The sequence below is a fragment of the Streptomyces caelestis genome (assembly GCF_001279005.1).
GTDB classification, from domain to species: domain Bacteria; phylum Actinomycetota; class Actinomycetes; order Streptomycetales; family Streptomycetaceae; genus Streptomyces; species Streptomyces heliomycini.
The window spans coordinates 201095-221172 of record NZ_LGCN01000074.1 but is presented as its reverse complement, the minus strand read 5'-3'; the positions used below and the strand labels follow the sequence as shown (position 1 = coordinate 221172).

Genomic DNA, 20078 nt, shown 5'->3' with positions numbered 1-20078 from the left:
ATCAGATCCTCAACGGCCGTTCCCATCATGATAGTTTCGGTATCCGCTGCACACCCCGACAGAGGCGGCCCTCCCATGTGTCCGAAGACCCAGCCCCGACGGCGCGGGCTCCGCATCGCCGTGTGGTCACTCGTCACGGTCCTGGTCGTGGCCGTCGGCCTCGTCGGTGTGGTGCTGTGGCAGAACTCCTACGACATGGACGAGCAGCGGGTCACGATCCGCCACGGCGGCCACACCCTCAACGGCGTACTGGCCGTCCCCGCGGACGGCCGCAAGCGCCACGGCCTGATCGTGTACATCCACGGCGACGGCCCCGTCGACGCCACCCACGACGACGGTTACAAGCCCATGTGGGAGGCGAACGCCGAAGCCGGATACGCCTCCCTGTCCTGGGACAAGCCCGGCGTCGCGGGCACGCCCGGAAACTGGCTCGACCAGTCCATGGACGACCGGGCCGACGAGGCAGCCGCCGCCATCGCCTGGGCCCGCGCCCGCCCGGACATCGACGGCGACCGGATCGGACTCTGGGGCGCCAGCCAGGCGGGCTGGGTCCTGCCGAAAATCGCCGCCAAGACGCCCGTGAGCTTCGTCATCGCCGTCTCGCCCGCGATCAACTGGCTCCGGCAAGGCCGCTACAACCTCCTCGCCGAGCTGCGCGCCGACGGCGCATCAGCAGCCCGCACCAAGGCGGAGGTCGCCAAGAGCGACACCACCCGCCGACTGCTGGGACGCCACGCGACCTTCGAGGAGTACGTCAGGGCGATGGGCGGCGACGCGGGCGGCATGACCGCCGACCGCTGGGGCTTCGTCTCCAGGAACTACACCGCGGACGCCACGCAAGACCTCCGCGCCCTGCGCGGCGTACCGGTACTGCTGACCCTCGCGGGCCATGACATCAACGTGGACACCGCCGACACGGAGCGCACGTACCGCGAGGTGCTGGACGCAGGTGGCGCGTTGACGGTCAAGCGTTACCCGGACGCGACCCATTCACTGCTCAAGCAGTCCATCGAGCAGTCGGACCTCAAGATCACGCTCACCGCGCTCTTCTCCCCCCGCTCACTCTTCGCGGACGGATTCCTCGACGACCAAGGACGGTTCCTCGAAGAACTCTGAACCGTTCCGGATCCGGTATCCGTCCTGTCGGAGGGGGCTGATGGTGAAGTCGCGGGGAGCGGCCGTCACGCAGGGCAGGCCGCCGGCCCGGGTGGTGGAGGCGTCTTCGGCGAAGGTGGTGCCGCGGACGTGGTGGAGTCGGCTGTCGATCTTCCAGTGCCCTCGGAGCCGGCCGGCGATCCGCGCGCCCGTTCCTCCGCCCGGGCCAGGTGCCCGTGCACCATCGGCTCCAGGCCGTGGACGATGCGCAGCGATGTGCTCCGCAGGCGGGCCTCACGGGCCGCGACACCGACCGCGGTGAGGCTCGACGCCGAACCGTCCACCCCTACGATCGCCGGATCACTCACTGGGCTCTCCCTCTCCGGCAGGGCGGTCGTCCCGGCCGGGCCGGGACCCGGGCCGGTCGGCCCTGTCCCGGTTCGCCGAGAGACCGGAGGACCGTGCTCCCTCGGACGGACCACGCCGGGGCGCCCGTACGCGGGCGACCTGCCGCGCGTGCCGAAGGACCCGGGTGCGGGCGGGGCCACGGGGCGCGGCCCCGCCCGCACGGATCCGGACCCGGCCCGGGGCCGTCGTCACCGCCCACATGATGCTTCCGGCCGGGTCCGGCCCTCTCCTCCCGCGCCTGGCGCCCGCCCGGCCGTCGCCGCCACGGCGGACGACGGTCCCGCTCCGGCCGCCCCGGTCCGCCGCTCGCCGGGGCCGCTCCGGCGCCGCCGCGCCGACGGTGTCCGTCGAAGCAGGCGATGGTGCGCAGGAGGGTCCGGCCGGCCTCATGGGGTACTCAGCGGCCGGGGAGGGCGGGGGACAGGACCCGTACGCGCCTCCGCCGGCCGAACCCTCGAACCGCAAGGGAGCCCGCCATGTCCGTCGAACCGCAGCAGGTGTCCGGTGTGCTCACCGACGAGGAGTCGAGGACGCTGGACGCCCACTGGCGTGCCGCGAACTATCTGTCCGTCGGGCAGATCTACCTGATGGCCAACCCCCTGCTCACGGAGCCACTGCGTCCGGAACACGTCAAGCCGCGGCTGCTCGGCCACTGGGGCACCTCACCCGGCCTGAACCTCGTGTACACGCACCTCAACCGCCTCATCCGGTCCCGGGGTCTGGAAGCGCTCTGCGTCTGGGGACCCGGCCACGGGGGTCCGGCCGTGGTGGCCAATTCCTGGCTGGAGGGGTCGTACACGGAGACCTATCCGGACGTCACCCGGGACGCCGCCGGAATGGCGCGGCTGTTCCGGCAGTTCTCGTTCCCCGGAGGCGTGCCCAGCCACGTGGCCCCGGAGACGCCCGGCTCCGTCCACGAGGGCGGCGAACTGGGGTACGCCCTCTCGCACGCCTACGGCGCGGCCTTCGACAACCCCGGCCTGCTGGTCGCCTGTGTGATCGGTGACGGCGAGGCGGAGACCGGCCCGCTGGCCGCCTCCTGGCACTCCGACAAGTTCCTGGACCCGGTGCACGACGGCGCCGTCCTGCCGATCCTGCACCTCAACGGCTACAAGATCGCCAACCCCACGGTGCTCTCCCGGCTGCCGGAGCCGGAACTCGACGATCTCCTCAGGGGATACGGTCACGAGCCCCTCCACGTCACCGGCGACGATCCGGCCGCCGTCCACCGAGCGATGGCCCGGGCCATGGACACCGCCGCGGACCGCATCGCCGGTGTGCAGCGCGCCGCCCGCGAGGACGGGGCGACCGAGCGGCCCCGCTGGCCGGTGATCGTGCTGCGCACCCCGAAGGGCTGGACCGGCCCCGCCGAGGTCGACGGCCTTCCCGTGGAGGGGACCTGGCGAGCCCACCAGGTCCCCCTGTCCGCCGTCCGGGACAACCCGGACCACCTGCGGCAGCTCGAGGAATGGCTGCGCTCCTATCGGCCGCGGGAGCTGTTCGACGAGCACGGCGCGCCCCGCCCGGATGTGCTGGCCTGCGTCCCCGACGGCGCACGCCGGCTGGGCTCCACCCCGCACGCCAACGGCGGCCTGCTGCTGCGCGAACTGCCCCTGCCGCCGCTGGAGCGGTACGCCGTCCCGGTCGACGAACCGGGCGCCACCCTGCACGAACCCACCCGCGTCCTCGGTGATCTGCTGGAGGACGTCATGCGCGGGACCGCCGACCGGCGCGACTTCCGCCTCGTGGGACCCGACGAGACCGCCTCCAACCGCCTCCAGGCCGTCTACGGCGCCAGCGGCAAGGCGTGGCAGGCCGGCATCCTCGACGTGGACGAGCACCTCGACCGGCACGGCCGGGTGATGGAGATCCTCTCCGAACACACCTGCCAGGGCTGGCTGGAGGGCTACCTCCTCACCGGCCGGCACGGGCTGTTCTCCTGCTACGAGGCGTTCGTGCACATCGTCGACTCGATGGTCAACCAGCACATCAAGTGGCTGCGGGTGAGCCGCCGCCTGCCCTGGCGCGCGCCCATCGCCTCCCTCAACTACCTGCTCACCTCGCACGTGTGGCGCCAGGACCACAACGGCTTCTCCCACCAGGACCCGGGCTTCGTCGACCACATCCTCAACAAGAGCCCCGAAGCCGTACGGGTCTACCTGCCGCCGGACGCCAACACCCTGCTCTCCGTCGCCGACCACGCCCTGCGCAGCCGCGACTACGTCAACGTGATCGTCGCCGGGAAGCAGCCCTGCTTCGACTGGCTGACCATGGAACAGGCGAAGGCGCACTGCGCGCGCGGCGCCGGCATCTGGGACTGGGCCGGCACCGAGGACGGCACCCGTGAACCCGACGTGGTGCTGGCCTGCGCGGGCGACGTGCCCACCCAGGAGGTGCTGGCCGCCGCGCGGCTGCTGCGGGACCACCTGCCGGAACTGGCCGTCCGGGTCGTGAACGTCGTCGACATCGCCCGGCTGCTGCCGAGCGAGGAACACCCCCACGGCATGGGCGACTTCGAGTACGACGGCCTGTTCACCCCCGACAAGCCGGTCGTCTTCGCGTACCACGGCTATCCCTGGCTGATCCACCGGCTGGCCTACCGCCGTACCGGACACGGGCACCTGCACGTGCGTGGTTACAAGGAGGTGGGCACCACCACCACGCCGTTCGACATGGTGGTCCGCAACGACCTGGACCGGTACCGACTGGTCATGGACGTCATCGACCGCGTTCCCGGTCTCGCGGTGCGCGCGGCGGCCGTGCGTCAGCGGATGGAGGACGTCCGGCTGCGTCACCACCAGTACATCCGCGAGCACGGTGTCGACCTGCCCGAGGTCGCCGACTGGTCGTGGGACGGCTGACGGAGGGCGACGGGGCCCGGACCGGGGACGTCCGCTCCGCCGTCCGGGCCCCGTCGCCTCCCGGCGACCGGCTCCGGGTCCTCGGTGGCCGCGTCGTGGCGACGCGCCCGTGGGGCCCCCTCCACCGGCGTCGTCACCCGGCACGCCGAAGCCGCCGTACGGGAGCCCGCGGGCTCCCGTACGGCGGCTTCGGCCGCGGCGGCCGGTCCCGTGTTCAGCCGTGGTGGGCGGCGCGCATGATCCCCTGCATGTCGTCCAGCATCGGCATGCGCGGGTTGGCCGGTGCGCACTGGTCCTCGTAGGCGTTGAGGGCCTGCTGCGGCAGGGCGTCCAGGAAGGTCCGCTCGTCGATTCCCAGGGCCGCGAACGTCGGCTCGATGCCGACGGCGTCGCGCAGGCGTTCGATGGCCGTGGCGAGGGACTCCACGCCCTCGGCCGGGGTGGCGGCGGGCAGCCCCAGGGTGCGGGCGATGTCCTGGAAGCGTTCGGGGGCGCGGTAGTCCTCGTACTTGGGCCAGCCGGTGAGCTTCGTGGGGACGGTGCCGTTGTAGCGGATGACGTGCGGGAGCAGGATCGCGTTGGTGCGGCCGTGCGCGATGCGGAAGGTGGCGCCGAGGGTGTGGGACATGGCGTGGACGATGCCGAGGAAGGCGTTGCCGAAGGCCATGCCCGCGATGGTGCCGGCGTTGTGCATCTTCTCCCGGGCCTCCGCCGAGCCGTCGCGGTCGTTCACCGCCGCCTCGAGGTGGCCGAAGACCAGGCGGACGGCGTGGAGGGCGAGGCCGTCGGTGAAGTCGTTGGCGTAGACGGACACGTACGCCTCGATGGCGTGGGTGAGGGCGTCGAAGCCGCTGTCGGCGGCGAGCGCCGGGGGCAGGGCGGTGGTGAGGAGGGGGTCGACGATGGCCACGCTGGGGGTGAGCGCGTAGTCGGCCAGCGGGTACTTCTTGCCGGTGGCGGGGTCGGAGATGACGGCGAAGGGGGTGACCTCGGCGCCGGTTCCGGAGGTGGTGGGCACGCACACCAGGCGGGCCAGCCTGCCCAGGGTCGGGAAGCGGAAGGCGCGCTTGCGGATGTCGGAGAACTTCTGCCGCATGTCGGCGAAGTCGATGCCGGGCTGCTCGTACAGCAGCCACATCACCTTGGCCGCGTCCATGGGCGAGCCGCCGCCCAGCGCGATGATGGTGTCCGGGCGGAAGTCCCGCATGAGGCCGGCGCCGCGCTGCACCGAGTCGATGCTGGGCTCCGGTTCGACGGTGTCGATGACCTGGAGGGTGACCGGGGCGCGGCGCCGCTGCAGGACGCGGCTGATCCGGTCGACGAAGCCGAGGCGGGTCATGGTGGCGTCGGTGACGATCGTGACGCGGTGGACGTCCGGCATGGAGGTCAGGTAGCGGATGGCCTGCGGCTCGAAGTAGATCTTCGGCGGGACCTTGAACCACTGCAGGTTGTTGCGCCGGGCGGACACCCGCTTGACGTTGAGCAGGTGGGCGGCGGAGACGTTGTTGGACACGGAGGTGCTGCCCCAGGAGCCGCAGCCCAGGGTGAGCGAGGGCAGCAGACCGTTGTAGACGCCGCCGATCGCGCCCTGCGAGGAAGGGGAGTTGACGATGATCCGCACGGTCTTCATCCGCTTGCCGTACGCCTCGGCCATGGCGGGGTCCTCGGTGTGGATGACGGCGCTGTGGCCCTGGCCGTGGAAGGCGACCATGTCGGCGGCCAGGCCGAAGCCGTGGCGCTCGTCCTCGGCGCGCAGCACGGCGAGGACCGGGCAGAGCTTCTCACGGGTCAGCGGCTCGTCCGGGCCGACGCGTTCGGCCTCGACGAGGATGACCGAGGTGTCCTCCGGCACGGAGAACCCGGCCCGCTCGGCGATCCACGCCGGACTCCGGCCGACGGCGGACGCGTTGACCTTGGGCTCGCAGCCGGCGCCCGATCCGCCGGTGGCGGGGAACAGGAAGGTCTCCAGCTTCGCCTTCTCCTGCGAGGTGGCCAGGTGGGCGTGGAGGGCGCGGAACTCGGCGAGCGCCGCGTCGTAGACGTCGGTGTCCAGGATGACGGCCTGCTCGGAGGCGCAGATCATGCCGTTGTCGAACGACTTCGACAGCACCAGGTCGTTGACGGCCCGGCGCAGCTTCGCGCTCTTGTGCACGTATGCGGGGACGTTGCCGGCGCCGACGCCGAGGGCGGGCTTGCCGGCCGAGTAGGCGGCCTTGACCATGGCGTTGCCGCCGGTGGCGAGGATCAGCGAGACGCCCGGGTGCCGCATCAGCGTGCCGGTGGCCTCGACCGACGGTCGCTCGATCCACTGCACGCAGTGCTCCGGAGCTCCGGCGGCGACGGCCGCGTCGCGCACGACGCGGGCTGCTTCGGCGCTGCACCGCTGGGCGGAGGGGTGGAAGGCGAACACGACCGGGTTGCGGGTCTTCAGCGCCATCAGCGCCTTGAAGATCGTCGTGGAGGTCGGGTTGGTGACCGGCGTGACCGCGCACACGACACCCACCGGTTCGGCGATCTCGACCATGTCCTCGATGTCGTCGCGGGCGACGACCCCGACGGTCTTCATGTGACCCATGCTGTGCGTGACGTGCTCGCAGGCGAACATGTTCTTGGCCGCCTTGTCCTCGAACACACCCCGCCCGGTCTCCTCCACCGCCAGGAGGGCCAGCGCGGTGTGCTGGTCCAGGGCGGCGACGGAGGCCTTCTTCACGATGTGGTCGACCTGCTCCTGGGTGAGGTCCTCGTAGTCGACGAGCGCCTTGAGGCCGGCCGTGACCAGACGGTCCACGGCGACCGCGGTGTCGGACGGTGCGTCGGCCTCGACGCGGTCTTCGGTCCGCACGTCCTGTCGGGTCATGATGGTCCGCCTCCGTCGTCGGGGACCGCCGTGGTGTACGGCGGTCCGCTCTTCGCCTTCACTGTCCTCGGGGACCGGACGGCCGCGGGAGGCGCCGAAGGTCCCCTCCCGCGGCCGTCCGGCCCGGCCCGGCGGGGACCGCCGGCCCCGGCCCGGGCGAGCCGCGGCACGGGACCGCCCGCCCCGCTCCGGTCACGGGTTCCCGGCCCGGGCGAGCGGGGCGGGCGCCGCGCCGTCGCCGGCGCGCAAGCCGAGGCGGTTCACCACGCCGACCACGCCTTCGAGGCGCCAGACGGCGTGCAGGAGCTCCGGCGCCTGTCCGCGCCGTTCGACACGGCCGGCGAGGGTGACGACACCGTCGCGTACGGAGACGAGGACGGCGTCGGCCGGCAGTCCCAGCGCGCCGACGACGATGTCCCCGGTCACCTGGCGGCGGATGTCGTCGTCCGCGCGCAGGAAGACCCGCAGGAGGTCGCGGCGGGTGGCGATGCCGATGAGGCGGTCGGCCTCGTCGACCACGGGCAGCCGCTCGACGCCACGGCGCTCCATCAGCCGGGCCGCGTCCGGCACGGTCTGCTCCGGGTGGACGGTGATCGCGGGGCTCGACATCACGTCCCCCGCCGTCAGGGCGGGAGGCGGCGCGGAGCCGTCCCGGTGCGCCTGGAGGCGCACCAGGTCGCTTCCGGACAGGACGCCGAGGACCTTGTCGTCGGCGTCGACCACCGGCAGCCCGCTGATCCGGTGGTGGTCGAGCAGCCGCACGACCTCCTTGAACGGCGTCGTCCGGCGGGCCTGGACGACGTCCCCGGTCATCACTTCACCGACGGTGCGAGCGGTCATGGCGGATCCTCCTTCACGAGCGCGGACGGGGAGGGCCGGAGCCGGAGGCCGGCTCCGGCCCTCCCGCCGGGGCGGTCAGGCGCCGTGCGGCGCCTGCTTTTGCGGGCCGCCGCGCCACGGGGGCGGTGCGGCCGTCCGGCGGACGGTGTCATGGCGGTGGGCGACGCGTTCGACGCCGGCGCGCAGCCGGTCGTGGAGCCGGGCGGCGAGTTCGCGGGCGGTCGCCTCGCGGGCGTGGACGACGACGAGGTCGCCGCCGACCCGGATCTCGGCGCCGCCGGACCAGGGCAGCGTGACGTGGTGGGCCGAGGCCCGCAGGACGCGCACCTCACCGCTCACGGGCGGCAGTCCGGACCGGTCCAGGGCGGTGGCGACCTTCTCGCGGAGACGGGCGAGGGACTCCTCGTCCACCCCGCCGTCGGCACGCACCCGCACGGTGGCGGTGGTCTCACGGGCACCGGTGTCCTTGGCGGTCATGTGCTCCACTCCCTGTGATCGTTCTGCGACACCTCAGGACTGCCGCGCCTCCCGCCCGCGTCCCAGAGGCGGTCGGCCCTCGGCCCCAGGGCCGAGAGGTCCCAGGGCCCCGGGTCTCACCTGCTGTCGCTCCCCTCGGTCCCCTCCAGCGCCGCCCGGCCCGCCTCCAGTCGCGCCACCGGCACCCGGAACGGCGAGCAGGAGACGTAGTCCAGTCCCGCGGTGTGGAAGAAGTGCACCGAGTCGGGGTCGCCGCCGTGCTCGCCGCACACGCCGATCGTGAGGTCCGGGCGGGTGGCGCGGCCCTCGGCGACGGCGAGCGAGACGAGCCGGCCCACACCGTCCCGGTCGAGCGTCTCGAACGGGGACACCGGGAAGACGCCCTTGTCGAGGTAGGCGGAGAAGAACTCCGCCTCGACGTCGTCGCGGGAGAAGCCCCAGGTGGTCTGGGTCAGGTCGTTGGTGCCGAAGGAGAAGAACTCGGCCTCCTCGGCGATCCGGCCGGCCGTCAGGGCCGCCCTGGGCAGCTCGATCATGGTGCCGACGGGGCAGTCGACGGTGACGCCCGCCGCCCGCGAGACGTCGGCGAGCACCCGTCGCACCTCCTCGCGGACGAGGCGCAGCTCCCGCACGTCACCGACGAGCGGGACCATGATCTCCGCCCGGGGGGCGCCACCGGCCAGGAGACGCCCGGCGACGGCCTCACCGATCGCCCGGACCTGCATGGCGACCAGACCGGGGACGACCAGCCCCAGCCGCACACCGCGCAGCCCGAGCATCGGGTTCTCCTCGTGCATGCGGTTCACGGCGCTCAGCAGGTCGACGTCGTGGGCGTCCGGTTCCTCGCCCCGGGCCTCGGCGGCGGCGATCCGCACCGCCAGGTCGGTGTGGTCGGGCAGGAACTCGTGCAGCGGCGGGTCCAGCAGCCGGATGGTGACCGGCAGGCCGTCCATCGCCTCCAGGATGCCGGTGAAGTCCCGCCGCTGAAGGGGCAGGAGGTCCGCCAGGGCCCGGTCGCGCTCGGCGTCCGTGCCGGCCAGGATCATCTGCTCGACCAGCTTGCGGCGCTCGCCGAGGAACATGTGCTCGGTACGGCACAGGCCGACGCCCCGCGCTCCGAACCGGCGGGCCCGGGCGGCGTCCTCGGGGGTGTCGGCGTTGGCCCGCACCTCCAGGCGCCGGACGGCGTCCGCGCGCGACAGCGCCCGGGCCACCGCGTCGACCACGCCCCGCGCGCCCTCGTCCCCCCGGCCGCCCTCCAGGTACCGGATGACCGCCGAGTCCACCAGCGGGACCGGCCCCGCGTACACCGCTCCCGCGGAGCCGTCCACCGAGACGACGGCGCCCTCCTCGACGACGGTGCCGTCCGCGGCGGTGAAGCGGCGGGCCCCGGTGTCCACGGCGAGCTCCTCGGCGCCGCACACGCAGACCTTGCCCATGCCGCGGGCGACGACGGCCGCGTGGCTGGTCTTGCCGCCCCGGCTGGTGAGGACCGCCTGGGCGGCGATCATGCCGGGCAGGTCGTCGGGGGTGGTCTCCTGCCGGACGAGGACGACCTTCTCGCCGGCCGCGGCGCGGCGTACGGCCCGGGTGGTGTCGAAGACCACGGCGCCGACCGCCGCGCCGGGGGAGGCGGGGACGCCGCGGGCGAGCACGGCGCCGGTCGCCGAGGCGTCGAACCGCGGGAACATCAGCCGGGCCAGGCCCTCGCCGCTCACCCGGGCCAGCGCCTCGTCCGGGGTGATGAGCCCCTCGTCGGCCAGCTCGGCGGCGAGGACGAACGCGGCCTCGGCGGTGCGCTTGCCGACCCGCGTCTGGAGCATCCACAGCGTGCCGCGCTCGATGGTGAACTCGATGTCGCACAGGTCGCGGTAGTGCCGCTCCAGGGTCTCCGTGTGCGCCCGCAGCCGTGCGTACGACTCGGGGTCCAGGCGCGCCAGCTCGCTCAGGGACACGGTGTTGCGGATGCCCGCGACGACGTCCTCGCCCTGCGCGTCGGGCAGGTAGTCGCCGTACAGGCCGGGGCGCCCGGTGGCCGGGTCCCGGGTGAAGGCGACGCCGCTGCCGGAGTCGGCCCCGAGGTTGCCGAAGACCATGCGCTGCACGTTGACGGCGGTGCCGAGGTCGTCGGCGATGTGCTCGCGCCGCCGGTACAGGCGGGCGCGCTCGCCGTTCCAGGACTCGAACACGGCCAGGACCGCCCGGCGCAGCTGTTCGGCGGGGGACTGCGGGAAGTGCTCCCCGGTCTCCAGGCGGATCAGCTCCTTGTACGTCTCGACCAGCTCGGCCAGGTCGGACGCCGTCAGGTGCACGTCGTCCCGCACACCGCGCAGGTCCTTCATCGCGGCGAGGGAACGTTCGAAGGAGGCGGAGTCGACGCCCATGACCGTGCTGCCGAACATCTGGACGAGGCGGCGGTAGGAGTCCCAGGCGAAGCGTTCGCCGCCGGAGACCTTGGCCAGCCCGAGGACGGAGTCGTCGTTCAGGCCGATGTCGAGGATCGTCTCCATCATGCCGGGCATGGAGAACTTCGCGCCGGAGCGGACGGACAGCAGCAGCGGGTCGTCCGGTTGCCCCAGCAGCCGGCCGGCGGACGCCTCGAGGGCCGACAGGTGCGCCGAGACCTCCTCCCACAGGCCGGCGGGCTCGCTGCCCGTGGCCAGGAAGGCGCGGCACGCCTCGGTGGTGAGGGTGAAGCCCGGCGGCACGGGGAGCCCGAGCCGGGTCATCTCGGCCAGGTTCGATCCCTTGCCGCCGAGGAGGCCGGCCAGGTCACGGCCGCCCTCGGTGAAGTCGTACACATAACGGACCATGACGCTGCGCTCCTCAGCCGTGGGGGGCGTGATGGTTCCAGCGTGGGACGGGAGCGCGCCCGGCGCGAGGTGCCGGCCGTCCCGCCCGGGGGACCGGCCGGCCCAGGGCCGCGCCGTTCGTCCCGAAAGGGCCTCCGGGACCTTCGCCGGGGGCTCGGCCGGAAGGACGCTCCAGGGCGCCGGAAGCCGTCGGCCCGGGGCGCACGTCAGGCCGCACGGCAGCGTGGCGGGAACCGGCCGCGGGCCTCGCCACCGCGCACGGGGCGGTGCGGAAGGCCCGGCGGGGGACCGGGCCCGGTGCGATCCGCGTCCGGCGCCGCCGGCCCGCCCCGCGCCGTGCCTCCCCGGAACGGACACCGCGCACGACCGGGCCTGCGGACCACCGGCCGGCCCCTCTGCGACGCGACGGTCACCACTCCGCCGGCCGCCCCGGCCCGCCCGGCCCTCGGCCCCCGGCCCCGGGCCCGGGCGGATGCGTGACGGGCTCCGTGTCCCGGCGCCTCGCCGGCCGGCCCGTCCGCCCGGTCGTACCGGCCAGGGCGGGACGGGGAGCCGTCGACGAGCGTCCGCCGGCCACGGACGGCGCCGGCCCGGCGGGCCCGGGCTCCCGCACCGCACGACCGAGGTGGCGCGGCCCGCCGGCCGACCGCCGGTCCACCGGGCACGCAGGCGCGCCGGCGCCACGACGTCGTGGCCGGGCGCGCACACCGCGCCCCTCCCGCGGTCCGCCCTCGCCCCGACGGACCCGTCCCGTGGTGCGCGGTCCCCGGGACGGGGCCGAAGGTCCCGGCCGGCCGGGGACGGAGGGGCCCGCCCGGTGCCCTGTCCGGCACTCCTCGCCGCTGGCCCGCACGACGAGCATCGGCGGTGACGAGACCCTGCGAGGAGAGGACCCGCGATGACCGCGACGGTGACAGCCGCCCCCCGGACCGCCGACGCCTGGCGGCGGTTCGCCGGAAGCGCATGGCGTGAGCGCATCGACGTACGCGACTTCATCCAGGCCAACTACACCCCGTACGAAGGCGACGCCGCTTTCCTGACCGGCCCCACGGACCGCACCCGCGCGGTCTGGGAGAAGGTCAGCGCGCTCTTCCCCGAGGAGCGGCGCCGGGGCGTCCTCGACGTGGACACCGCCACCCCCTCCACGATCACCTCGCACGCGCCGGGGTACATCGACCGGGACCGCGAACTGATCGTCGGCCTGCAGACGGACGCACCGCTCAAGCGCGCGATCATGCCGGGCGGCGGGCTGCGCATGGTGGAGAACGGACTGAAGGCGTACGGCTACGAGGCCGACCCCTTCGTGACGAAGGTGTTCGGCGCCTACCGCAAGACCCACAACGACGGCGTCTTCGACGCGTACACCCCCGTGATGCGCGCCGCCCGCAAGGCCGGCATCATCACCGGGCTGCCCGACGCCTACGGCCGCGGCCGGATCATCGGCGACTACCGGCGCGTCGCGCTGTACGGAACCGACCGGCTCGTCGAGGCCAAGCGCGCCGAGCGGGCCCTGCTGGACGCCCGGCCGTCCACCGCGGACGTCATCCGCGACCGCGAGGAACTGGCCGAGCAGATCCGCGCGCTGGGCGAGCTGACCCGCATGGCGGCGTCCTACGGCTGCGACGTCACCAGGCCCGCGACCACCGCGCACGAGGCGGTCCAATGGCTCTACCTGGGCTTCCTCGCCGCGGTGAAGGAACAGAACGGCGCCGCGATGTCGCTGGGCCGCACCTCCACCTTCCTGGACGTCTACCTCCAGCGGGACCTGGACGAAGGGCTCCTCGACGAGAGCCGCGCCCAGGAACTCGTCGACGACTTCGTCATCAAGCTGCGGATCGTGCGGTTCCTGCGCACCCCCGAGTACGACGCCCTGTTCTCCGGCGACCCCACCTGGGTCACGGAGTCCATCGGCGGCATCGGCGCCGACGGCCGGCCGCTGGTCACCCGCACCTCCTTCCGCTTCCTGCGGACCCTGTACAACCTCGGCCCGGCCCCGGAGCCCAACCTGACCGTGCTGTGGTCGCCCCGGCTCCCGGACGGCTTCAAGGAGTTCTGCGCCCAGGTCTCCATCGACACCAGCGCCGTCCAGTACGAGTCCGACGACCTGATGCGCCCGCGCACCGGCGACGACACCGCGATCGCCTGCTGCGTCTCCGCGATGGCGGTCGGCAGGCAGATGCAGTTCTTCGGCGCCCGCGTCAACCTCGCCAAGGCGCTGCTGTACGCCGTCAACGGCGGCCGGGACGAGATGACCGGCGACCAGGTCGCCCCCGAGACGCCTGCGCTGACCGGCGAGTACCTCGACTACGACGAGCTGTCGGCCGCGTACGACCGCGTCCTGGACTGGCTCGCCCGAACGTACGTGGACACCCTCAACGTCATCCACTGCATGCACGACAAGTACGCCTACGAGCGCATCGAGATGGCCCTGCACGACCACCCCGTGCACCGCTTCATGGCCTGCGGCATCGCCGGCCTGTCGGTCGCCGTGGACAGCCTGTCCGCCGTCAAGCACGCCCGGGTCAAGGTGCTCCGCGACGCGACCGGACTGGCCGTGGACTTCGAGACCGAGGGGGAGTTCCCGGCCTACGGCAACAACGACGACCGCGTCGACGCGCTCGCCGTCGGCCTGGTGGAGTCCTTCATGGCCAAGGTGCGCGAGCACCCGGCCTACCGCGACGCCGAGCACACCCAGTCGGTGCTGACCATCACCTCCAACGTGGTGTACGGCAAGCACACCGGCAACACCCCCGACGGCCGCCGCGCCGGACAGCCCTTCGCCCCCGGCGCCAACCCGATGAACGGACGCGACCGGCACGGCGTGGCCGCCTCGGCCCTGTCGGTGGCCAAGCTGCCCTACGAGGCGGCGCGGGACGGCATCTCCCTGACCACCACCATCACCCCGGAGGGACTCGGGCACGTCCCCGACGAACGCGCCGGTCACCTGGTCGGCATCCTCGACGCCTACATGGCCTCCGGCGGCTTCCACATGAACGTCAACGTCCTGGACCGGGCGACCCTGGAGGACGCCATGGACCACCCGGAGAAGTACCCCGAGCTGACGGTCCGGGTCTCCGGATACGCCGTCAACTTCGTCCGCCTGACCCGCGAGCAGCAGCTCGACGTGATCAGCCGCACCTTCCACGGATCGCTGTGAGCACCACCGTCGAGCCGGTGACGGGCCGGATCCACTCCTGGGACCTGTCCACGGGAGTGGACGGTCCCGGGACCCGGTTCGTGCTGTTCCTCAGCGGCTGCCCGCTGCGCTGCCTGTACTGCGCCAACCCTGACACCTGGCACATGCGGGACGGCGAACCGGCCACCGTCGACGAGGTGATGGCCGAGATCGGGAAGTACCGGGCCTTCCTCACCACCGCCGGCGGGGGAGTGACCCTCACCGGCGGCGAGGCCCTCCTCCAGCCGGCGTTCACCGCCGCCCTCCTCCGCCGCTGCAGGGAACTCGGCCTGCACACCGCCCTCGACACCTCCGGCTTCCTCGGCGCCCGAGCCACGGACGAACTCCTCGCCGACACCGACCTGGTGCTGCTGGACGTCAAGTCCTTCGACGTCCGCGTCCACCGGAAGCTGACCGGCGGCGACCTCGCCCCCACCCTCGACTTCGCCACCCGCCTCGACCGGCTGGGCAAGCGCGTGTGGATCAGGTACGTGCTGGTACCCGGCTGGACCGACGACGAGGACGCCGTCGAGGGACTCGCCGGGTTCCTCTCCGGCCTGGACTGCGTCGAGCGGGTCGACGTCCTGCCCTTCCACAAGCTCGGCGCCCACAAGTACGACGCGTTGGGCGTTCCCTTCCCCCTGCGCGACACCCCGGCCCCCGACACGGCGCTCGTGGACCGGGTACGGGGCCAGTTCCGCGGACACGGCCTCGCGGCCCACTGAGGCGGGCGGGAACGGGGCCGACCGGTCCCGGACTCCGGCCGCCCTGGGAAGATGGGCAGTCCGACGGAGACCGAGGCACCACGAGGAGCGTTCGATGGCGCACAGCGAGCAGGACGGCGGCACGGGAAGCCCGATCAAGGTCTTCCTGCTGGACGACCACGAGGTGGTACGGCGAGGAGTGCACGACCTGCTGGACGACGAACCGGACATCACGGTGGTCGGTGAGGCGGCGACGGTGGAGCAGGCACTGGTCCGGGTCCCCGCCCTGCGCCCCGACGTGGCCGTCCTCGACGTGCGGCTGCCCGACGGGGACGGCGTGACCGTCTGCCGCGACCTGCGGTCGACGATGCCGGACCTGGCCTGCCTGATGCTGACCTCCTTCGACGACGAGGAGGCGCTCCTGGATTCGATCATGGCGGGCGCGGCCGGGTACGTGCTGAAGCAGATCCAGGGCTCGGACCTGGTCTCGGCCGTGCGGACGGTGGCCCGCGGCCAGTCGCTGCTGGACGCCGGCGCCACGGCCAGAGTGATGGCACGCCTGCGGAACGCCGGACAGCAGCCGGCCGAGGAGCCGGACGTCCTGCCCGGCCTGACCGGCCGGGAGCGCGATGTACCTGGCCGAGAAGACGGTCAAGAACCACATCTCCCGGCTGCTGGCCAAGCTCGGCGTGGAGCGCCGCGTCCAGGCCGCCGTCATCGCCACCCAGGCACGTGACCGCATGCGGTCCGAAGGCCGGTAGGGGGCGTGGCCCGCCGCTCGGCGACGTGTCCGGCCCCGGGCCCGAGGGCCCCGCGGCCCGTCCCCGCACGGCCGCCCGATCGGGAGGCCGAGGGCCTGCCGGGAAAACCTGTGGGTCGTGCGCGTCGGGACCGCGCCGACCGCCTGCCCGGCTCCCCTCCCGGTCCGGGGCGGCCCGGCTGCCCGGGGAGGGAGAATTCCGGCCAGTCGGCCCGCACGGCGGCGCCGATCCCTTATCGTCCTCCCTGTTCGAGCCGCTACCGCGGCAGCTGAACGGTACGGCCGCAGGCAGGCGGTGAGGCGTCGGAGGAGCAGCGTTGGAGAACGCCGAGGAGGCCCGCGAGGCACGGGTACGACTGCCGCAACTGCGGCTGGACGAGTTGCTGGAGGAGCTGCAGGCCCGGCTGGACGCGGCGCGCGGCACCCGGGACCGGGTGCACAGCCTCCTGGAAGCCGTGCTGTCGGTCGGCCGCGAACTGGACCTGGAGCAGGCACTGCGCGGCATCGTGGAGGCCGCGGCGGCCCTGGTCGACGCGGAGTACGCGGCGCTCGGCGTGATCGGCCCCGACGGCGAGCGGCTGTCGGCCTTTCACACGGTGGGCGTCGACGAGGAGCGGATCGCGCGGATCGGCCCCTACCCGGAGGGCCATGGCATCCTCGGCGAGCTGATCCGCCACCCCGAGCCACTGCGTCTGGCCAAACTCTCCGACCACCCCGCCTCCTACGGTTTCCCGGCCCACCACCCGCCGATGAACAGCTTCCTCGGCGTCCCCATCCGGGTGCGGGACCACGTCTTCGGCAACCTGTACCTGACCGAGAAGCACGGCGGGCAGCAGTTCGACGAGGACGATGAGTCGGTGCTGGCCACCCTGGCCGTGGCGGCCGGCGTGGCGATCGACAACGCCCGCCTGTACGAGGAGTCCCGGCTGCGCGAACGCTGGCTCCGGGCGAACGCGGAGATCACGCACACCCTCATGTCCGGCACGGACCAGGACGGGGTACTGCCGCTGATCGCCGAACGGGCCAAGGAGATCACCGCCTCCGCCCTGAGCGTGGTGGCCATGCCGGTGAGCGGGACGGACACACTCGCCGTGGAACTCGCGACGGGCCAGGAGGCCGGCGCATGGCGCGGGGTCGTCCTGCCCGTGGAGGGGACCCTCATCGGGCAGGCGTTCGTCCGGCGGGTTTCCGTCAACAGCCCGGACGTCTCGCACGACTCCAGGGTCTCGGCCGGATCTCCGCGCTTCGACGGGCTCGGGCCGGCCGTCGCCGTACCGATCGGCTCCGGCGACGAGGCCCGCGGTGTCGTCCTGCTGGTGCGGCGGTCGGGCGGCCGTGAGTTCTCCGAGAAGGAGACCGAGCCGCTCGAGGTCTTCGCCGCCCAGGCCGCCGTAGCCATGGAGCTGGCGGAGCGCCGCGAGGACGCCGAGCAGATCGCCCTGCTGGAGGACCGCGACCGGATCGCACGCGACCTGCACGACCTGGCGATCCAACGGCTCTTCGCCACCGGCATGACCTTGCAGAGCGCCGGCCGGTTCATCCGGCACGAAGGGGCCTCGGACCGGGTCCACCGGGCGGTGAACGACCTCGACGAGACCATCAAGATCATCAGATCGACGATCTTCGGTCTGCGCTCCCGGGAGGACGACGCGGCCCCCGGCCTGCGCTCCCGCGCGGTGCGCGCGGTCGGCGAGGCCACCTCGCTGCTGGGCTTCGCCCCCGGCGTCCGCATGGAGGGCCTGCTCGACACGCACGTGCCCGCGGAGACCGCCGACCACGTCCTGGCCGTCCTCACCGAGTCCCTGAGCAACATCGCCCGGCACGCCCGCGCGGACCGCGCCGACGTCGTGCTGGGGACCGACGGCAGGCAGGTCCGCCTGACGGTCACCGACAACGGCGTCGGCATCCCGGCCGGAGGCCGCCGCAGCGGTCTGGCCGGCATGGCCGAGCGGGCACGGAAACTCGGCGGCGGCATGGAGCTGGAGAGTCCGGGAGGAAGGGGGACACGACTCGTGTGGCACGCGCCGCTGGGGCGGCCCTCGGACGACGCGGAGGGCGGCCCGCCCGCCTCGTGACGCACGGCGTCAGTGGACGAGCGGTCCCCGCGACTCCTTAAGGCGCTGCCGGGCGGGGCCGGCCGGGCCGGTGGAGGACCCTTCCCCGCCTCGGCCCGCGCTCGCGCGGGCGGGAGGGGCCGTGCGGCCCCCGCGCGGCGCCGTTCGGCCCGGCCCGTCGACGGTGGCCGAAGGTCCCTGTCGTTGCGGGCCGTTGAGTCCTGGGGAGCGGACCTTCGGCGTCGGGTGCGGGGCGGCGGGGGCCGGGAGAGTGGGTGGTGTCAGGAACCGACCGGAGTTTCCCCGAAGGGATCACCGCCATGGCCGTGCACCAGCCCACGCACCGTAGTCCGGGTTTCCACCTGTCGTCGTTCCGCGGGAGCCGGGCCGCTTCCGCGCCGGAGACGGCCGTGTCGGCGGGCGCCGGCGCGCGTACCGCACGGGCCCACGTCTTCGCCGTGGCGCGTGTGCTGATGGGGTTCGTCTTCCTGTGGGCGTTCCTCGACAAGACGTTCGGCTTCGGCTACGCGACCGCGTCCGGGAAGGGCTGGATCGACGGGGGCTCGCCCACCGAGGGTTTCCTCGGGCACGTCGCCGTCGGTCCGATGGAGCCGACGTTCCATGCGTGGGCCGGTGCGGCCTGGGCGGACTGGCTGTTCATGCTGGGTCTGCTGGGGATCGGGCTGGCCCTGACCGCCGGAGTGGCGCTGCGCCCGGCGGCCTTCGCGGGGACGGTGATGATGGCGTTGATGTGGGTGGCGGAGTGGCCGCCCGCGAAGCACCTGTCGGACGGGTCGGCGAGCATGTCGACGAACCCGTTCGTCGACTACCACCTGGTCTACGCGGTGGTGTTGATCGCGCTGGCCGCGGTCTCGGCCGGTGACGCGTTCGGCCTGGGACGGCTGTGGGCCCGGCTCCCGCTGGTCCGTGACCACGGGTGGCTGCGCTGAACGCGGCGGGCGGGACGGGCCCTTTGAAGGACCCGCCCCGTCGGCCCGCCGGCGGGGACCGTCGGTCCCGTCCCGGGACCACGGGCCCCTGCCCCGCGGGGCCGCCGGAAGAGACGCTGGGAACGGATCGGACGACACAGGAGGTGGGCGGCATGACCCGCACGATCACCGTGGGAACCGACGGCTCGGCCGAGAGCCGGGCGGCCGCTGAATGGGCGGCCCGCGAAGCGGCGTTGCGCCGGCTGCCGGTACGGCTGCTCCACGTGTGGCAGCCGGTTCCGGAGTCCATGGCCAAGGCCCCGCCCCTCGGCGCCGAGACGCACCGGTACTGGACCGAGCGGATCCCCCGGGAGGCCGCCGAGGGCCTGGGACTGCGTCACCCCGGGGTCGAGGTGACCGTCGAGCAGCGGGCCGGAGCCCCGGCGGAGGTCCTGCTCGACGCCGCTCGCGACGCGGAACTGCTGGTGCTGGGCTCGCGCGCCCTCAGCGGACTCACGGGCTTCCTGATCGGGTCCGTCGGCCAGGCCGTGGTCGCCCGCGCCGAGGTGCCCGTGGTCCTCGTCCGGGCGGGCGAACAGGCCGCCGACGAACACCTCGAGGACCCCGCCGGCATTCCGTCCGCCGCCACCGGCTTCCGGCCCGTGGTCCTGGGCCTGGACACCGACAGCCCCGACGAGACGGTGATCGCCTTCGCGTTCGAGGAGGCCAGGCGCCGCGGGGCCACGCTGACCGTCGTCCAGGGCTGGAACCTGCCGCCCTACTACGCCTCCAGCCTGGCCGCCGGCGTCGACCTCGGCGAGGGCCTCGTCCGCGAGCAGGCCGCCGCACTCACCGGGGCGCTGCTGCCGTGGCGGGAGAAGTACCCGGACGTCGAGGTGACCGAGGAGTCCCGGCTCGGCAGCCCCGCCGGCCACCTCGTCGACGCGGCCCGCGACGCCTCCCTCGTGGTCGTCGGCCGCCGCGTGCGCCGCAGCCCGTTCGGCGGGCACATCGGCGCCGTCGCCCACGCGGTCATGCACCACGCCACCACCCCCGTCGCCGTCGTCGCGCACGACTGACGCGGCCGGGGAAACACCGAAGGAGC

Annotated in this window: 11 protein-coding genes and 1 pseudogene; 8 read left to right on the top strand and 4 right to left on the bottom strand. The window is 73.5% G+C overall.

Annotated features, from left to right (window positions below; translation table 11 throughout):
* The first annotated feature begins 75 nt into the window (after positions 1-75).
* Together ADK41_RS07840 and ADK41_RS07835 are read left to right on the top strand one after the other, a co-directional pair.
* Positions 76-1116 (top strand): alpha/beta hydrolase family protein, encoded by a 1041-nt coding sequence (locus ADK41_RS07840; protein ID WP_030827330.1) that lies wholly within the window; start codon positions 76-78, stop codon positions 1114-1116.
* Between the two features lie 863 nt (positions 1117-1979).
* Positions 1980-4364, top strand: coding sequence for a phosphoketolase family protein (locus ADK41_RS07835; RefSeq protein WP_030827327.1), 2385 nt, complete (start codon positions 1980-1982; stop codon positions 4362-4364).
* Between the two features lie 214 nt (positions 4365-4578).
* Here the strand turns inward: ADK41_RS07835 and adhE are convergent, their stop codons facing one another.
* From adhE to ppdK, 4 genes are all read right to left on the bottom strand, one after another.
* Positions 4579-7221: a bifunctional acetaldehyde-CoA/alcohol dehydrogenase gene (gene adhE, locus ADK41_RS07830; RefSeq protein ID WP_030827323.1), complete on the bottom strand. Its 2643-nt coding sequence runs from the start codon at positions 7219-7221 to the stop codon at positions 4579-4581.
* A gap of 192 nt (positions 7222-7413) precedes the next feature.
* Positions 7414-8061: a CBS domain-containing protein gene (locus ADK41_RS07825; protein ID WP_030827320.1), complete on the bottom strand. Its 648-nt coding sequence runs from the start codon at positions 8059-8061 to the stop codon at positions 7414-7416.
* A gap of 75 nt (positions 8062-8136) precedes the next feature.
* Positions 8137-8538 carry a hypothetical protein gene (locus ADK41_RS07820; RefSeq protein WP_030827311.1) on the bottom strand — a complete coding sequence of 134 codons (402 nt, stop codon included), beginning with the start codon at positions 8536-8538 and terminating at the stop codon, positions 8137-8139.
* 116 nt (positions 8539-8654) lie between these two features.
* Entirely contained in the window at positions 8655-11351 is a 2697-nt protein-coding gene (gene ppdK, locus ADK41_RS07815) for a pyruvate, phosphate dikinase (protein ID WP_030827307.1), read from the bottom strand.
* Positions 11352-12249: 898 nt separating this feature from the next.
* On the opposite strand from ppdK, the gene pflB reads away from it, so the two are divergent.
* The 6 genes and pseudogenes from pflB (at position 12250) to ADK41_RS07785 (ending at position 20052) form a co-directional block, all read left to right on the top strand.
* Positions 12250-14508 carry a formate C-acetyltransferase gene (gene pflB, locus ADK41_RS07810; RefSeq protein WP_030827304.1) on the top strand — a complete coding sequence of 753 codons (2259 nt, stop codon included), beginning with the start codon at positions 12250-12252 and terminating at the stop codon, positions 14506-14508.
* Positions 14505-15251, top strand: a complete 747-nt coding sequence (gene pflA, locus ADK41_RS07805; RefSeq protein ID WP_030827299.1) for a pyruvate formate-lyase-activating protein — start codon at positions 14505-14507, stop codon at positions 15249-15251. The genes pflB and pflA overlap by 4 nt, the downstream gene beginning before the upstream one ends.
* A 94-nt stretch (positions 15252-15345) precedes the next feature.
* Positions 15346-15991 (top strand): annotated as a pseudogene (locus ADK41_RS07800) (response regulator).
* A gap of 316 nt (positions 15992-16307) precedes the next feature.
* Positions 16308-18065, top strand: a complete 1758-nt coding sequence (locus tag ADK41_RS07795; RefSeq protein WP_030827296.1) for a GAF domain-containing sensor histidine kinase — start codon at positions 16308-16310, stop codon at positions 18063-18065.
* 299 nt (positions 18066-18364) lie between these two features.
* Positions 18365-18994 (top strand): DoxX family membrane protein, encoded by a 630-nt coding sequence (locus ADK41_RS07790; RefSeq protein ID WP_030827294.1) that lies wholly within the window; start codon positions 18365-18367, stop codon positions 18992-18994.
* Positions 18995-19146: 152 nt separating this feature from the next.
* Positions 19147-20052, top strand: a complete 906-nt coding sequence (locus ADK41_RS07785) for a universal stress protein (protein WP_030827292.1) — start codon at positions 19147-19149, stop codon at positions 20050-20052.
* Positions 20053-20078 lie beyond the last annotated feature (26 nt).

Bases quoted from the DNA above. Each gene is read 5' to 3' on its own strand.
- pflB (WP_030827304.1), top strand. From the start codon at position 12,250: ATGACCGCGACGGTGACAGCCGCCCCCCGGACCGCCGACGCCTGGCGG.
- adhE (WP_030827323.1), bottom strand. From the start codon at position 7,221: ATGACCCGACAGGACGTGCGGACCGAAGACCGCGTCGAGGCCGACGCA.
- ADK41_RS07835 (WP_030827327.1), top strand. From the start codon at position 1,980: ATGTCCGTCGAACCGCAGCAGGTGTCCGGTGTGCTCACCGACGAGGAG.
- ADK41_RS07820 (WP_030827311.1), bottom strand. From the start codon at position 8,538: ATGACCGCCAAGGACACCGGTGCCCGTGAGACCACCGCCACCGTGCGG.
- ADK41_RS07825 (WP_030827320.1), bottom strand. From the start codon at position 8,061: ATGACCGCTCGCACCGTCGGTGAAGTGATGACCGGGGACGTCGTCCAG.
- ADK41_RS07785 (WP_030827292.1), top strand. From the start codon at position 19,147: ATGACCCGCACGATCACCGTGGGAACCGACGGCTCGGCCGAGAGCCGG.
- ADK41_RS07790 (WP_030827294.1), top strand. From the start codon at position 18,365: ATGGCCGTGCACCAGCCCACGCACCGTAGTCCGGGTTTCCACCTGTCG.
- ppdK (WP_030827307.1), bottom strand. From the start codon at position 11,351: ATGGTCCGTTATGTGTACGACTTCACCGAGGGCGGCCGTGACCTGGCC.
- ADK41_RS07840 (WP_030827330.1), top strand. From the start codon at position 76: ATGTGTCCGAAGACCCAGCCCCGACGGCGCGGGCTCCGCATCGCCGTG.